Source organism: Anaerotaenia torta, assembly GCF_050433395.1.
Taxonomy (GTDB): domain Bacteria; phylum Bacillota; class Clostridia; order Lachnospirales; family Lachnospiraceae; genus Mobilitalea; species Mobilitalea torta.
Window position 1 is genome coordinate 258,202 of sequence record NZ_JBNPXH010000008.1, and the last position, 16,180, is coordinate 274,381.

General features: G+C 48.5%; 11 protein-coding genes. 10 read left to right on the forward strand and 1 reads right to left on the reverse strand.

The window, feature by feature from the left end; all coding sequences use genetic code 11:
* The first annotated feature begins 3 nt into the window (after nucleotides 1–3).
* From HNQ56_RS14680 to HNQ56_RS14690, 3 genes are read left to right on the forward strand one after another with little or no spacing between them, the layout of a single operon-like run.
* Nucleotides 4–2,115 carry an ATP-binding protein gene (locus tag HNQ56_RS14680; RefSeq protein ID WP_429147634.1) on the forward strand — a complete coding sequence of 704 codons (2,112 nt, stop codon included), beginning with the start codon at nucleotides 4–6 and terminating at the stop codon, nucleotides 2,113–2,115.
* 11 nt (nucleotides 2,116–2,126) lie between these two features.
* Nucleotides 2,127–2,408, forward strand: coding sequence for a hypothetical protein (locus HNQ56_RS14685; RefSeq protein ID WP_429147637.1), 282 nt, complete (start codon nucleotides 2,127–2,129; stop codon nucleotides 2,406–2,408).
* A complete protein-coding gene (locus tag HNQ56_RS14690) occupies nucleotides 2,303–4,876 on the forward strand; it encodes a transglycosylase domain-containing protein (protein ID WP_429147640.1) in 2,574 nt (857 codons plus the stop codon). The genes HNQ56_RS14685 and HNQ56_RS14690 overlap by 106 nt, the downstream gene beginning before the upstream one ends.
* Before the next feature lie 168 nt (nucleotides 4,877–5,044).
* Here the strand turns inward: HNQ56_RS14690 and spoVG are convergent, their stop codons facing one another.
* Nucleotides 5,045–5,326, reverse strand: coding sequence for a septation regulator SpoVG (gene spoVG, locus HNQ56_RS14695; protein WP_429147643.1), 282 nt, complete (start codon nucleotides 5,324–5,326; stop codon nucleotides 5,045–5,047).
* A 385-nt stretch (nucleotides 5,327–5,711) separates the two neighbouring features.
* Between spoVG and murC the strand changes: the two genes are divergently transcribed.
* The 7 genes from murC (at nucleotide 5,712) to HNQ56_RS14730 (ending at nucleotide 16,105) form a co-directional block, all read left to right on the forward strand.
* The gene (murC, locus tag HNQ56_RS14700) at nucleotides 5,712–7,115 is read left to right on the forward strand and encodes a UDP-N-acetylmuramate--L-alanine ligase (RefSeq protein WP_429147646.1); all 1,404 of its coding nucleotides are present in this window, start codon (nucleotides 5,712–5,714) and stop codon (nucleotides 7,113–7,115) included.
* 405 nt (nucleotides 7,116–7,520) lie between these two features.
* Entirely contained in the window at nucleotides 7,521–8,684 is a 1,164-nt protein-coding gene (locus HNQ56_RS14705) for a DnaD domain protein (RefSeq protein WP_429147649.1), read from the forward strand.
* A gap of 62 nt (nucleotides 8,685–8,746) precedes the next feature.
* Nucleotides 8,747–9,751, forward strand: a complete 1,005-nt coding sequence (locus HNQ56_RS14710) for an ATP-binding protein (RefSeq protein ID WP_429147652.1) — start codon at nucleotides 8,747–8,749, stop codon at nucleotides 9,749–9,751.
* 126 nt (nucleotides 9,752–9,877) lie between these two features.
* Entirely contained in the window at nucleotides 9,878–11,083 is a 1,206-nt protein-coding gene (locus HNQ56_RS14715) for a ribose-phosphate pyrophosphokinase (protein WP_429147655.1), read from the forward strand.
* A 254-nt stretch (nucleotides 11,084–11,337) separates the two neighbouring features.
* The gene (locus HNQ56_RS14720) at nucleotides 11,338–13,077 is read left to right on the forward strand and encodes an ABC transporter ATP-binding protein (protein WP_429147658.1); all 1,740 of its coding nucleotides are present in this window, start codon (nucleotides 11,338–11,340) and stop codon (nucleotides 13,075–13,077) included.
* A complete protein-coding gene (locus HNQ56_RS14725; protein ID WP_429147661.1) occupies nucleotides 13,061–14,884 on the forward strand; it encodes an ABC transporter ATP-binding protein in 1,824 nt (607 codons plus the stop codon). The genes HNQ56_RS14720 and HNQ56_RS14725 overlap by 17 nt, the downstream gene beginning before the upstream one ends.
* Before the next feature lie 33 nt (nucleotides 14,885–14,917).
* Complete coding sequence (locus tag HNQ56_RS14730; protein WP_429147663.1) at nucleotides 14,918–16,105, forward strand: serine hydrolase domain-containing protein; 1,188 nt, start codon at nucleotides 14,918–14,920, stop codon at nucleotides 16,103–16,105.
* Nucleotides 16,106–16,180: the final 75 nt, after the last annotated feature.

Here is a 16,180-nt window from a genome sequence, read left to right on the forward strand (position 1 = left end):
AATATGCTTTTTACAAAGCTGAAACTGAACTATTTCGGCAGGTTCTGTCAGAAGGAAATCGGGCTGAAGCCGGGGCTTAATCTGATCTATGGGGAAAATGAATCGGGAAAGTCCACGCTTCACGCGTTTATCAAAGGAATGCTCTTTGGAATTGAGCGCCTGAGAGGACGGGGCGCGGCATCGAAGGAGGATGTATACACCAGATATCTTCCCTGGGATTATCCCGGAGCTTATGGCGGGAGCCTGGATCTGGAAATCGGGGGAAAGGCATACCGGCTGTCCAGGAGTTTTCATGCCAATGATAAAAGCTTTACCATCCTTGATCTTGCCACAGGCAGGGAAGTAAAGCTGAAAGAGGGGGCTGTCAGCGAACTGATTCCGGGTTTGTCGGAGGCGGCCTTCCGAAATACGGTCAGTATAGAGCAGCTTAAGGTTCAGACAGATTCTGATCTGGCTTTGCAGGTTCGCAATTATATCGCCAATCTGTCCGCAGCCAAGAGCAAGGAGGTTAATGTAGGGAAAGCGGTAAGCTTTCTGGGTGAGCAGAAAAAACGTCTGGAGGCCTTACATAATATGAAGCAGTTGGATGAGCTGCGTTCCGAGATTGAAGAAGGAATTGCCGGGGAGGAGAAGATGGATCAGCTGACCCTGCAGCTGCAAAAGCTCCTGGAGCAGGAGAAGGAGCTGCAGAAGCAGAGGGAAGAGCTTGCTGCCGCTCTGGATCAGAAGGAAGAACATCGCATGGAACAGCTTCCTGCAATTGCAGAGAAGTACCGCTCCTATCGGGAGCTGGAACAGCAGCTCTTCCGGCTGGAGCGTACGGAAGGGGAGCTGAAGAAAAGGATAGAAGAAGGGGAGCACTGGCAGCAGGCAGTAAGGCAGCTAAAGAAGGACAGAAGCGCGGCAGAGGCAATAAATGATAAAATGAAGGAGCTGGAACGGCGGTCCTTGGAGCTGGCAGGCCGAAAGGAGGAGCTGGAGAAGAAGGGGAAAAAGGCTCCCTATTACTGTATTCTACCTGTGGCAGTTGCCGTAATTCTGGCAGTGGTATCAGCTGTTCTTCCGGTCGCGGCAGGAGGAGGCATCCGGATTCCGGGTTTGCTTCTGGCGGGAGGATTTCTATTTGCCGGATTGCTTGGATATTATTTTCTGGAGAATAAGAAGCAGAAGGAATCAAAAGAGCTGTTTCATAAGGAAAAAGAGCTTCAAGATCAGGAGGCAGAGCTTCAGAAGGAGCTCCGGCTTATTCTGGAAAGAAACAGGGCGAATCGGATGGAGGAACTGAATGACAGGCAGGAGGAAGCCCTGCGGGGAATCTATACGGCCGAGAATTCCAGGACTCAGTTGGAGGATCTGCAGCAGAGAAGGAATGAAACCGTGGACAGCATGGATGCGGCCTATGATACGATCATGAATTATATCCGGTATTATATACCGGCAGAGGAGCTGACGGAGGATATTATGGAACACCTGACCGGAGAGCTTCGCCGGAGGAAGGAAGAACGGGACAGCAGGCGGGCCAGGATCAATGAGGAGGATAGGAATAACCGGCTTCAGATCGAGAAGCTGAAGTGGGAGATATCCCGGTTGGAAGGAAACGAAGAGGAGCTGCTGCGCAATCAGGAGAAATACCGGAGACTGGTACAGCAGCAGGAAGCGGACACAGTTGAGTTGGAAGCGATTAAGCTGGCCCTCAGCTCCATTCAGGAGCTTTCGGCAGAAATCCATGACAGCTTTGGAAATCAGCTGAACCAGGCCGTATCGGAGGTGATCTGTAAGGTTACCGGAGAGAGGTACGGAGATCTTAAGATTGACGAAAAGCTGGGAGTTAAGGTAGGATGGAATGGAGACTACGTGCTTTTGGAACGCTTGAGTGCGGGAACCATTGACCAGGTATATTTTGCCTTGCGCCTTGCGGTGGCGGATCTGCTGCTGGGCAGGGAGATGCCCCTATTGCTGGATGACAGCTTTGCCTTCTATGATGACAGAAGAGTGAGAGCGGCCCTGGCAGAGGTGGCGGATAAGGGGCAGGTGCTGCTGTTTACCTGCCACAAGAGAGAGCAGGAGCTGTTGGAGGAACTGAAGTTACCGTACCATTTCGTAGAGTTAGGCTGAAATAGGGAGGAATGCAAGTCAAATGTCAGAGCAGCGGCGCAAGATTGCAGATAGAGGGAATACGGGAAGTAATTTGGGAAGAGTCGGAAGCAACACTGTCGGAAGGAGCGGCAGTACTGCGGGAAGAGTCGGAAGCAACACTGTCGGAAGGAGCGGCAGTACCGCGGGAAGAGTCGGAAGCAACACTGTGGGAAGAAGCAGCGGCACGGGAAGAGATGGAAGTTCCGCGGGAAGAAACGGCAGCAGTACAGGAAGAAGCGGAAACAATGCCGGAAAAAAGGATAGCAGCATAGATAAAAACAGCGGCACCGGCAGGAAGCGGAGAAGGAAGCGCAGTGAGGGGACCGGTACCGGAAAGCGAAGGAATAGAAAAAGGTCGGTTAAGATTACCTTGCAGATACTGACCCTGTCTGTACTGCTGGTTATCTTTGGAGCGATGCTTTACTTTTATGCGAGATACGGAAAGACTATTTTTGGCCTTCAGGCGGACGCAAAACGGAAGGTCCGGGCCTCCACGGAGGAGACTTTCCGGGCAGCCCAGACCAGCCTGGTATATGATATCAACGGTAATCTCATCTCCGCTTTGAAGGCAGAAAAAGATGTATACTATGTGGAGTACAGCGGCATTCCGAAGATGGCTGTGGAGGCCATGATCGTATCGGAGGACCGGAAGTTCTTCGAGCATAACGGAGTGGACTATCTGGCCAATATCCGGGCTGCCATTAAATTAATTGAACATAAGGGGGAGATCACTCAGGGAGCCAGCACCATCACCCAGCAGCTGGCGAGAAATGTATTTCTGACCCATAAGGTTACTTACGAGAGGAAGATAGAGGAGATCTTTGTCGCCCAGGAGCTGGAGAAACGATATTCCAAAACTGATATTATGGAATTCTATATGAATGGAATCTATTTTGCCAACGGACATTATGGGATTCAGGCGGCGGCCCTGGGATACTTCGGGGAGGGAGCGGACAGCCTGAGTTTATCCCAGATAGCGTTTCTGTGCGCGATTCCAAATAATCCGAATCTCTATAATCCGCTGACCAACATGGACAATACCCTGGAGCGCAGAGACCGGATTCTGCTTCAGCTGTATGAGGCCCAGCGGATTACCGAGGAGCAGTACCGGGAGGCGAAGAAGGAGAAGATTGTACTGAACAGGGCATCCATCTCCAGAAATAATTATGTGGAAACCTATGTGTATTATTGCGCCATCCGGGCTTTGATGAAGGAGAACGGCTTCGTATTCCGCTATGAGTTTGAGAGTGAGGAAGAGCAGGAGGCTTACGAAGACGAGTACTATGAGTTATACTACCGGTATCAGAAGGAATTGTATGTTCAGGGCTACCGGATCTATACCTCCATTGATCTGGAAAAACAGGAGCTGCTGCAGCAATCGCTGGATGAAGCCTTGAAGGACTTCACCGAGGTGAACGATGAGGGCATCTATCAGATGCAGGGAGCGGCAGTCTGCATTGATAACGACAGCGGAAGGGTGGCAGCCATTGTAGGAGGACGGGATCAGGAGACCGGCGGATATACCCTGAACAGGGGGTATCAGAGCTTCCGGCAGCCCGGCAGCGCAATCAAGCCCTTAATTGTGTATACTCCGGCTTTTGAACGGGGCTATACGCCGGAAAGCATTGTAGTTGATAAAAAAGAAGAAGACGGCCCTAAGAACTCCGATAAAAAATATCTGGGAGAAATCAAGCTGCAAAAGGCAATTGAGCTTTCGAAGAATACCATTGCCTGGAAGCTTTTTGAAGAGCTGACTCCGGTAGTGGGGCTGTCCTATCTGCATCAGATGCATTTTGCAAAGATCAGCAGGACCGATTATGTACCGGCGGCATCGCTCGGAGGGCTTACGGTGGGTGTCAGCCCGGTGGAAATGGCTGCGGCCTACGCGGCCCTGGAGAACGATGGCTATTATCGTGAGCCTACCTGTATTATAAGAATTACGGATGCCCAGAAGGAAGAGATTGTGGGAGATGCGATGGAAAGCATTCCGGTCTATCAGAAGAACGCGTCCAGAATTATGACAGAAGCCCTGACGGGTGTAATAAAAAAAGGCACAGCCAAAGGACTGGGACTGAGCCATACGGTCAGCGCAGGAAAAACAGGAACGACGAATGACAGAAGGGATGGCTGGTTTGTCGGTTACACACCTTATTACACCACCAGTGTGTGGGTGGGCTATGACATGCCTAAAACTGTGGATGACTTAAAGGGAGCGTCCTATCCGGGTACCATATGGCATAACTTTATGGAGCAGCTTCATGATTCTACCATGACGGGAGACTTTCAGCAGTATGACTGGAGGACCGCTCTAGAGCAGAAGCGGGAAGAGGAGGAAAGGGCTCTGGAGGAAGAATGGGAAGAGCCGGAAGAGGACAACACGGATGCAGAGGCTGATGCAGGCGAAGAACCGCAGGATGACCCGGACGGGGATACGGAAGATAATACAGAGGATAGCTGGGACAGCACAGAGGAAGAAGCGGAGGCTGATCCGGATCAGGATGCGGAGGAAGAATCGGAGGAGAGCTCTTCTGATGAAGACACCGACGGAGCTGAGGACGAAGATCCGGAGGAAAGCCCGGACGGGGATCAGGAAGACAATCAGAGGGAAGGTACGGAGATAACCACAGACGGGGACAATTCCAATAATAGTACAGAAAGTGCCCCGGACGGGGATACAGAGGATAACCCAGCCGGAACCTGGGAGGATGGAATGAACGAGGCTATGGGGGATAATCCGTAAGATTCAGGCGAAAATACCAAAGAGGATATATGCAAAGATATGAAAGTCTCTATAAAAGGAGCCATTACAAAAGTATGCTGCGGCAGGAACCGGGGACACATAGCCTGTCCACAGGCTGCGGGCGCAATTTTGTAATGGCCCTTTTCTGGCATTGATTGCCGATCCCGGTTATTCTTCTTCGGCTTCGTCGGATTCTAATGCTGCGATTTCATACTTCTCAAGGATGATTTTCTGAATCTTATCCCTGGTGTCCGAATTAATCGGATGAGCAATGTCCCGGTATTCGCCGTCACCGGCCTTTCTGCTGGGCATAGCGATAAATAACCCCTTGTCACCTTCGATCACCTTGATATCATGTACTACGAACTCATTATCAAGTGTAATTGAAACAACGGCCTTCATTTTGCCTTCCTTACTCACCTTGCGCACACGTACGTCGGTAATTTGCATGGAATGGTCCCCCTTTTCTGTCAAATTTATCGTTAGTTTTTGAGAAAAAGTTGGCTTAACTTTGGTTAATTTCACTTTTTCTTGTTATAATAGAGCTCTTACTATGCTATATGCATTAATATTATAACATAAATATTGTCAGTTGTGAATAATATTTACGAAAAAGCCCATTAAAAAGCTTGATTTTTTGACATTTTAACGGAGGGATGATAATTTTAAATAAATAGAAAGCTTTTTCATCCGTTTTTTATTTTATACTTGCAACCGGTTTGTTGATTTAGAATATAATAACAGGGAAAGATTTTAATATTGTATTTTAAGGGAAATGGGTTATAATAGCAGATAACAAAACTTTCGTATTTGAATAGGACGATTGGAGACCATTATGTATAAAATTAATTTGAATGCCCCCTGCCGGATTCATTTTATCGGTATCGGCGGAATAAGCATGAGCGGATTTGCAGAGTATCTACATACCCTTGGTTTTAAAGTGAGCGGTTCTGACAGCCACCAGAGCAAAATAACGGACCATCTGGAGAAGCTGGGCATGGAGGTGTTCATTGGACAAAGGGCCTCCAATATCTCACCCGATATTGATGTTGTGGTATATACCGCCGCAATCCGGGAGGATAATGAGGAGTTCCAGGAGGTGAAGAGAAGGAACATCCCCATGCTGGGCCGGGCCCAGATGATCGGCCAGCTGATGCTGAACTTCGAAGATGCCATTGCGGTGTCAGGCACCCACGGGAAGACCACCACCACCTCCATGCTCTCTAATATATTTATAGAAGGGGACATGGATCCCACCATTTCCGTCGGGGGGATTCTGGAGGCCATCGGCGGCAATATCCGGATGGGGAAATCCGAGCATTTTATCACGGAGGCCTGTGAATATACCAATACCTTTTTGGAGTTTAACCCCAGACGGGAGATTATTCTTAATATTGATGCGGATCACCTGGATTTCTTCAAGGATCTGGAGGATATCCGCAGCTCCTTCCGCAAATTCGCCCTGCGCCTTCCCAAGGAGGGACAGCTGTTCATCAATGGAGAGATTGACCGGAAGGAGGATATTATATCCGGGCTGGAGTGTGAGGTGCTTACCTACGGAATTATTGACCCGGCTTACCGGAAGGGGGAGCAGACCTACGATATTGCCGCAGATAAGATTGAATTCAACAGCCAGTGCACCGGAAGCTATGATTTATATTATAAAGGTACCTATATTGACCGCATCTATCTGAACGTTGTAGGTGTCCATAATGTCTCCAATTCTCTGCCGGCGATTGCCGTAGGTCTTGAGGCCGGGATTCCTATCGAGAAGATTAAACATGCCCTGATGTCGTTCAGTAATTCCAAGCGCCGTTTTGAATATAAAGGGACGGTAGGCGGTGTGACAATTATTGATGATTATGCCCATCATCCCACCGAGGTAAGGGCAACCCTGGAGGCTGCGCAAAATTGTCCCCATAATACCCTTTGGTGTATTTTTCAGCCTCATACCTATACCAGAACCCGGCAGCATCTGGGCGAATTTGCCGAGGCATTAGCTCTTGCAGACAAGGTGGTGCTTGCCGATATCTATGCGGCCAGGGAGAAGAATCCGGGTGATATCTCTTCGAAGGATCTGGCAAGAGAGCTTGAGAAAATTGGTAAGGAAGTATCCTATTTTCCCTGCTTTGATGAGATTGAAAATTATTTATTGGAAAATTGTATTAACGGTGACCTGTTGATAACTATGGGTGCCGGAGATATTGTATCCGTGGGAGAAAGTCTGTTGGGACTATAGTTATCCACATTATCCACAGTTTTATCAACATTTTTGGAGATAAATACTGTGGATATTTTTTTAATAATTTTTCTTCCGGCAAAAGCCGTTTTTTTCATGAAATGTATGGGAAAATTACGATGTTTTTATAGAAATTTACAATTTAATGCATTTTTCGCTTCGGATTTTATCCACGATATCCACGGCATCCACAAAACCGGAAAACTCTGAAACCCTTGAAAATAGGCTATTTCCAAGTGAATTATTCTATGCTATAATGTGCACGATAAGCAGATTGGTCCATGGAAGGCAGGGGACTGATCAAGCCTGCTTGAATCAACTCCCTGCCTTCCATGGACCAGTGCAACGTGAGCTCAAGGACGGGATCCTTGAGCTGAATCTGCGCAGATTAGGGGGGACAATCCTGTGAGTAAGATTTTATTACATGCGGAAGGTATTGCCGATGTGACCATTATTCCAAATATTTTCATTGACCGGTTTATGCCGTCTGCCAACGGGGCTTATGTTAAAGTGTATCTGTATCTGCTGCGCTGTTTTACAGGCCTTTGTCCCGAGGTGACCATCTCCTCCATTGCCGATCACCTGGAGAATACCGAAAAGGATATTATCCGTGCTCTGATCTATTGGGAGAAGCTGGATTTATTGAAGCTGGTACGCAACCATCAGAAAGAAATTACAGGGATTACGCTGGTGGACCTGGGAAGCCAGCCGAAGCTTCCGGTTCAGCTTCCCGACCCGGAGCAGGCACCTGATTGGGAGCAGCCCTCCGGTTGGAAGGAGACCTCTGAATGGAAGAAGTCTTCCGATTGGAAGAAGTCTTCCGATTGGAAGACGGACGAAACTGCTGCCGCCATACATACCGCAGAGAAGCCTGCGGCAAGGAAGAACTATTCCGCGGAAAAGATTGCCCAGCTGACCAGTAACGATGAAATTCAGTGGGCAATGCACATTGTGGAAATCTATCTGGACCGTCCGCTGAAGCCCATGGATCTCCAGTTGATTCTATATCTATATGAAGAGCTGCATTTCTCGGCAGAATTAATTATGTATTTATATGAGTACTGTGTGTCCAGGGGGAAGAAGAACGCCTCTTATATTGAGGCGGTGGCTCTGACCTGGGCGGAGGAAGGCATTGATACGGAGGAGAAAGCCAAGGAGGCGACGGCAGCCTATAATGAGCACTATAATGTGGTGAATAAAGCCTTCGGCCTGAATCGGGCCCCCGGTCAGATTGAACGCCAATATATTACAAAATGGGTGGAGGTCTTCCGGTTTTCCGACGACATCATTACCGAAGCCTGCAACCGTACTATTTTGAGAACCCAGAAGCCGGACTTTAAGTATGCGGACAAGATTCTGGAGACCTGGTATAAGAAAAGTGCAAAGACCATGGAGGATATTTCCAGACTGGATGAGGATTTCTCCAAGGCAAGCAAAAATCTGGATATCAATAAGGCCGCTGCCAGAGTGACTGCTGCGCCTAACCGTTTTAACCAGTTTCCCCAGCGCAGCTATACCGCGGAGGATTATGCGGAGCTGGAGCGTAAGCTCTTAAGTAAGGGCTTGTAGAAGTTCCGTCTGTGACAGGGAGGAACTGCTCCGGTGAAGATTTTTATAAAGGAGGGATAGGGATGCCCCTTAAAAATGACCAGTACAATCAGATTTTACGGGAGTATGACAGCCGGAGACTTGAGAATAAGCATGAGCTGGATCTGCGGATCGCCCATGCTTATCGTTTGGTGCCTGCATTAAAGGAACTGGAGGAGGAGATGGTGGCCCTGGCTGCAGAGAGCGGAAGGATGGCTCTCCGCGGCAATGACAGCGGCTTAAAGGAGCTTAGGGAGAGAATTGCAGGGCTGGATGACAGTAAGACCCGGCTGCTGAACCAGGCGGGCCTGCCATCGGATTATCTGCAGATGCATTACCGGTGCGGCCAGTGCCAGGACACGGGTTATATCGGCAGGGATAAATGCAATTGCTTTAAACAGGCAATTGCGGATCTGATGTATTCCGGTTCGAATATTAAAGCGGTTTTGGAGAATGAGAATTTCAGCAGCTTTTCCTTCCAATTTTATTCCGATGATTACATCGATGAGGCCCTCGGCCTCTCTCCGCGGTCCAATATGCAGAAGGTGGTTGCCGGATGCAGGAATTTTACCCGGAACTTTGGTGAAAACAAGGATAATCTGCTGTTTCTGGGGAATACGGGGGTGGGCAAGACCTTCCTTGCCAATTGCATTGCCAAGGAGCTGCTGGACAAGGGTTATACCGTAATCTACCTGACTGCTTTCCGTCTCTTCGATATTCTGGAGAAGCATAAGTTCGGGAGGGATGAGGACAGCTCTTACACGGCTGCAAATCAATTTGAATATATTCTGGACTGCGATTTGCTGATCATTGATGATCTGGGTACAGAGCTGAATAATGCCTTTACCAACTCCCAGCTCTATCTCATTATTAACGAGCGGCTGCTGCGGCAGAGATCCACCGTCATCTCCACAAATTTGTCTTTGCCCAATATCAATACCACCTACGGAGAACGAATTTTTTCCAGGATTGTAAGCAGTTATCATGTGGAACGTATCGTTGGAGAAGACATTCGTCTTCTCAAGGCAGTCAACCGAATCAATTCATAGGAAAAGCCGAAATCTCCTTGACTTATGAAACTGATATATGTTATACCATAATCACAAACGCATGAAATATGTGCGGTGAATGGCTTTTTAAACCAATCTTTTATTTTCTATGGAGGGAATAATCTAATGTCAAAGGATGAGAAGATCGTAGAAACAATTCCTGTGGGGCAGCTGGGAATCATTGCTTTAGAGAGCAGCAAAACCCTGGGGCAGCGTGTGAACGACTATCTGGTTGCATGGCGTCAGGAAAGAGAAAGCGAGCATAAGGGAACCATTGCTTTTGCGGGTTATCAAAGGGATTCTTACTTGATGAAGGCCTGCTGTCCGCGGTTTGGTACCGGCGAGGCAAAGGGGCAGATCAAAGAATCTGTACGCGGCGCCGATTTATACCTTCTTGTGGATGTCACGAATTACAGTCTGACCTACTCTGTGAGCGGACATATGAATCATATGTCACCGGATGATCATTACCAGGATTTGAAGAGAATTATTGCGGCGGTTGGTGGAAAAGCCAGAAGAATTACAGTAATTATGCCTTATCTATATGAAGGAAGACAGCATAGAAGAACCTCAAGAGAATCCCTTGACTGCGCCCTGGCGCTGCAGGAGCTGACACAAATGGGCGTGGAGAGCATCATTACCTTTGATGCCCATGACCCCAGGGTCCAGAATGCGATCCCTCTAAGCAGTCTTGAGACCGTGGCTCCCAATTACCAGTTCATTAAGGCAATGCTTCAGCATGTACCGGATATCCGTCTGGACTCCGATCATATGATGGTAATCAGTCCCGATGAAGGCGGTATGTCAAGAGCCGTATATTTTGCCAATGTCCTTGGGCTTGATATGGGTATGTTCTATAAGAGACGTGATTATACCAGGATTGTCAATGGCCGCAACCCCATTGTTGCCCATGAATTCCTTGGAAGTGATATTGCAGGCAAGGATGTTCTCATCGTGGATGATATGATCTCCTCCGGTGACAGTATTTTGGATGTTGCAAGGGAGTTGAAGGAGAGAAATGCCGGGCGGATCTTCGTTGCCGCCACCTTCGGTCTCTTCACGAACGGGGCGGACAAGCTGGATGAGGCTTATGAGCAGGGGTTAATTTACCGCGTGCTCACGACCAATCTCATCTATCAGACCCCCGAACTTCTTGCAAAGCCCTGGTATATCGATGTTGATATGAGTAAATATGTGGCATTGATTATCGATACCTTGAATCATGACAACAGCATCAGCGGCTTATTAAATCCTGTGGAGCGTATCCAGAGCATTTTAAAGGAGCATAATCAGGGCGGAAGAAAGCTGACAGGAAATGATATGGATGATTAATCATTATTTGCCGGTATGAAGATAATAAAAGGGTGCAATGATTGCTTCAAAGCGTAGGAAGCAGCCATTGTACCCTTGTTTTATATCGTCAGAAGGATAGCAGAGGAGGCTATGGAAACACCGGCTGATACCGTATAGAATTTGTGTTGGTATAAGTTGCCAAAGCGATGAAAATGTGATAGGATTGTCTTATTATTTGCACGGATAAAACAGGGAGGTGGCGGCACTTGCTAAAACAGGCGCTCCGTTCGGTTATGGTAATATTTCAATATGCGCGGGTGCCGACTATCCTCACGCTCTTTCTAAAGCTGGCACAATCCTTTGAAGCGCCGCTCAGTATTCTCTTTACGGGTAAATTAGTGAACGGTATCGGTTCCTATATGGAAGGAACAGCCGTACTACCGGAGGTGATAAAGTGGGCGGTGCTGCTTATTGGAATCATGCTTCTCTCGGCTAATTCGGGTCTGTTTCTGGGACTTGCCGAAATCTTTACCCATAGGGAATTAAACCGTAATTTCACAGGCGTTGTTCTTGAAAAATTCAGAAGGCTGGAGTATTCCTGCTTTGAAGATCCTGAGGTCCTCAATACCTTGGAACGTATGGGGTCGGAACCGCATCTGCGTATCTACTACCTGTATAATAATACAATCAGCGCAGTCTCCACATTTATTTCACTGGCGGGTGCGGCAGTGGTATTTACCCAGGTTTCAACATGGTTTGCCATTGTATATTTTATACTGCTTGTCCCGCTGCTATGGTTTAACTATAAATCCATTGAGGCGCGGCAGAGGCTGTGGAATACGGAAATGCCCAACTGGCGGCGCAGGACTTATTTATCAGCGCTGCTGGCGGATAAGCATGCGGAATTTGAACTCAAAACCTTTGGGGCACTGGGATTTATTCTGGCAAAATGGAGGCGGCTGGCAGAGGACTTTCGCAGGGAGTATGTGCGTATGAGGCTGAAATCCAGCAAATACGGTGTTTTCCATGTGATAACCCTTGCCGTGTGGGCGGCATTTTTGATTTTATCCATGATATTCGGATTGATAGCCGGAAGAATCGATATCGGCATCTTTGTTGCCTGTATTACTTCAATGGGTGCGGTGCTGGGCGGCTCGGCGGCAATGAGCAGCGCCTTCTCACAGGTCTCCCAGGATTGCCTGGAGATGAAGCATTATGAAATATTCATGTCCCTTCCGGAAGTTCCCCCCGATGCGGAGGGGGAGCCGGTTTCTAATCCCCACATCGTATTTGATCAGGTACATTTTTCGTATCCGAAAACCGATAGAGCCATTTTGAAGGGGGTAAGCTTTGAAATACTCCCCGGAGAGCGGGCCGCCCTCGTGGGTGAGAACGGCGCGGGAAAATCCACCATAGTCAGGCTGTTATGCGGGCTGTACCGCCCGGACAGCGGAGAGATATATATTGACGGTGTTTCCATCACACAGTTTTCCGCCTCCCGGCTTCGGAAGGTATTCAGCGTGGTCTTTCAGGATTTCTGCGGCTATGAGCTGACTCTGCGGGAAAATGTAGCCTTTGGAAATATCCGCAGGATCAAGGACGACGCTGCCCTTTACGGGGCATTAAAGGACGGGCTGTGGACAGAGGAGCTGCCCCTTGACGCTAACCTTGGCAAGCTGGAGGAAGACGGGACTGACTTATCCGGCGGTCAATGGCAGAAGATCGCAGTTTCCCGCTCGATCTTGAGTGACAGCGCCTTTATTATACTGGACGAGCCCACCGCCGCTTTAGATCCGGTTGCGGAGAGCCGTATGTATGAAACCTTTCAGTCCGTCCTGCAAAAACGGGGCTGTATCATGATTTCCCACCGGCTTGCCAGCGCAAAGATCGCGGATAAAATCATTGTCCTGGACGGCGGAATAGTCGCACAGACAGGCACCCATGCGGAATTGATGTCCCAGCACGGATTATACTGCGATATGTTTACAGCGCAGAGCGCATGGTATGGGGTCGGAGGTGAGAAAAATAGCTGACAGCAAGCAGAAAAAAATAAAGTATCTGAATATATATGGAAGAGTGCTCAAAAATTATTTTGAATTTGCGCCTGTTTCCGCCGTCTTCTCCCTGCTGAACTATGTGGTCGGAGGGATGTTTCCTGCATTTACCACTCTTGCGCTGGCCTCTTTGTTTGAGGAGGCATACACTGTTTATAATGGAAATCAAACTCAGCAAGGCGGCGGTACACCGGGAAAACTGCTCTTTTGGGGACTGATCTATCTTGCCGCCTATGTGCTGAACAATTTCCTGGTTTTTATAGCCGGACTTGTGACAGAACTGGGAGCGGACAAACGGAATGTGCATTACAGATATCTCATGTGCGTAAAATTGTCGCGCATGCCGCTGATTGATTTTGAAAACTCCAAGATAAGGGACATGCAGCAGCGCGCCGAGGAATGTCTGTATACCGGCAGGATGAACGGGATTATCCGGGACAGCTTCGGAATGATCATCGTGAGCTCATTAAATGTGATCACCGTATCCGCGGTATTGGGACAATATAGCATGTGGTTTCTTCCCCTCTGTATCGTCAGCGTGCTGCCCTACTGTATTGCACGATTAGTCCGGGGAAAAGAGTTTTATTACATAAAGCACAGTATGGCTAAGAAATCCCGCAGACTCGGATATCTGTGGGGATTATTCACCGACAGGCGTACGGTAAAAGAACTCAGGGCATTGGGGGCGGACGATTATGCCTTTGACAAATGGGTGGAAGCCCGGGATGAGGTACAGAACGAACTCTGGGAACAGAACCGTAAGGATGCCCTGTCCCTGCTGTTATGCGATGCCTTAAGGATTATAGGCTACGGAGCGTGTATCGCCCTGGCTCTGTTCCTTACATTAAGGGGAACCGTAAATGTGGGAGTTTTCGGGGCATGCATCGCGGCATTTCTCACTCTCCAGTCAGCCACAAGGGGCATACTTGTGCTGGGCGGTGAGCTGCCCAGGGAGCTTGCCTTTGCCGGTGATTATTTTGAATATATCGACCTTCCGGAAGCCCCGGAAGGGGAGGAAAGAGATACACCTTATCCGGGCTTACAGGATAAAATTGAACTGCGCGGCGTATCCTTCCAATATCCCAACGCTGAAAAATATGCTGTGAAGGATGTGAGCTTTGAAATACGCAAAGGTGAAAAAATTGCGGTTCTCGGTGAAAACGGCAGCGGCAAGACAACACTGTCAAAGCTTCTGATCGGTTTGTTTCCCTGTTCGGAGGGCGGGATATTCTATGACGGCAGGGCGGTGGATGACATGGATAAACCCTCCTTTTATAAAACAGTGTCCGCCGTAGCACAGAATTTTACACAGTATAAATTGCCCCTGCGTGAGAATGTGGCAATGTCTGATACCGATCGTTTCGGTGATGATGAAAAGATCAAAGAAACACTTCGCCTGGCCGGATTGGAGGAGCTGCCGGACCGGGTAGGGTTAGACAGCGAGCTGGGCATAGCCTTCGGCGGCAACGAAGTCTCCGGAGGTCAATGGCAGAAAATTGCCATTGCCCGCGGACTGTTCAGAGAGAGCGGGCTCATTCTCATGGACGAACCCACAAGCGCTTTGGATCCCCTTATTGAAACAGAGATTTTGACAAAATTCATAGAGCTGGCCAAGGACAAAACGGCAGTTATCATTTCCCACCGTGTGGGGCTATGCCGCCTTGTAGATAAAATTGTCGTAATGAAGGACGGCAGAATTGCCGAAATCGGGACCCATGATCAGCTGCTGGCCCGGGACGGCGAATACGCGCGGCTTTTTACGGCCCAGGAAAAGTGGTACAGGTAACATGATTTATTAATACATAAAAGGAGGCACGATATGCCGAAAACAAAACAAGCCGTTGAGCAGGCGGCAAGATTAAAGCTTTACATTCCCCAATTGGACAGACTGGAAGAGAGGCTGCTTGAATGGACGGCACAGGATCGGTTCCAGGCACTGGTGGTCAAGGCAATGCGTCACGGTGTACCTATTTTTGAGGGCTGCTACGGTACTAGCACAAATGAATACGGTGTCCATATGGATACTATTTTTTCCGTTGCCTCCAATACCAAGCCCATTATCGCTACTCTTATCATGATCCTTTTGGAAGAGGGACGTCTGGAATTAGAGAATCCCATCAAGAGATTTCTTCCTGAATACACCGGCGGCGGGAGGGAGAACATACAGCTATGGCATTTTCTGACTCATACCAGCGGCATTGTAGAGGATGAGCTCCAGAAGGGTATCGATCATTATGTAAAAGAGGAATTAAAAATCGAAAGGCCGGCTGACAATTCGCCGGAGGAAGAATGGGAGCGGTATCATCTGAAAATAAAAGAAGCGCTGAAGCTTCCGGAGGATTGTGGCTATAATAAGGTGTGGGAGACCCTTGCCCTTCGTATTGAATTGAAGAATAAACCGCACACAGTCATGTCATACTGCAATCATGGATATCAAAAGTTAAAAGAAGTGATATGCGCCGTTACAGGTGAGACCATAGATTCCTATGCGCAGCGCGTCTTATTCAACCCCCTCGGTATGGTGGATTCCCACTGGATACTGCCAAAAGAGAAATGGGGCCGGGTGTTGGGAAGAAACGAACGCTGCATGGGCTACGGATGGATCAATTCGGAAGATAATTATATCAGGGAATCCGGTGCGGGCGGACTTAAAACAACGGCAAATGATATGTCCCGCTTCTGTGAGATGATACTCGGGGAGGGCCGTTATAACGGTCAGCGGATACTTTCGCCGGCAAGCGTACGTGAGATGACGAAAAACTATAACACAGCATTAACCAGCCATTGGGATGCCTGGGGCCTCGGATGGAATTACCGGGGTAAAAAGGTGGACGATGCAGGAGTTCTGCGTTCGGAGCGCGCGGTGGAGCATGGCGGCTGGGCCGGACATAAATTTCTGGTTGATCCCGAGCACGGGCTTTCAGTAATTGCGTACATGGGAGAATACAGCGATTCCTTCGGCGATTGGGGCAGAATAAACAATATGATTATCTCAGCTCTGGAATAAGCTTTTGAACAGAGGGTGTAAATGATGGCATTGGATGAAGCATACCGTCCGCAGCCGTTATTTATACCCTTATTC

What these genes read in the sequence shown, in the direction of transcription:
- HNQ56_RS14680 (WP_429147634.1), top strand. Translation starts at nt 4, where the DNA reads ATGCTTTTTACAAAGCTGAAACTGAACTATTTCGGCAGGTTCTGTCAG.
- HNQ56_RS14685 (WP_429147637.1), top strand. Translation starts at nt 2,127, where the DNA reads ATGCAAGTCAAATGTCAGAGCAGCGGCGCAAGATTGCAGATAGAGGGA.
- spoVG (WP_429147643.1), bottom strand. Translation starts at nt 5,326, where the DNA reads ATGCAAATTACCGACGTACGTGTGCGCAAGGTGAGTAAGGAAGGCAAA.
- murC (WP_429147646.1), top strand. Translation starts at nt 5,712, where the DNA reads ATGTATAAAATTAATTTGAATGCCCCCTGCCGGATTCATTTTATCGGT.
- HNQ56_RS14710 (WP_429147652.1), top strand. Translation starts at nt 8,747, where the DNA reads ATGCCCCTTAAAAATGACCAGTACAATCAGATTTTACGGGAGTATGAC.
- HNQ56_RS14715 (WP_429147655.1), top strand. Translation starts at nt 9,878, where the DNA reads ATGTCAAAGGATGAGAAGATCGTAGAAACAATTCCTGTGGGGCAGCTG.
- HNQ56_RS14720 (WP_429147658.1), top strand. Translation starts at nt 11,338, where the DNA reads ATGGTAATATTTCAATATGCGCGGGTGCCGACTATCCTCACGCTCTTT.
- HNQ56_RS14730 (WP_429147663.1), top strand. Translation starts at nt 14,918, where the DNA reads ATGCCGAAAACAAAACAAGCCGTTGAGCAGGCGGCAAGATTAAAGCTT.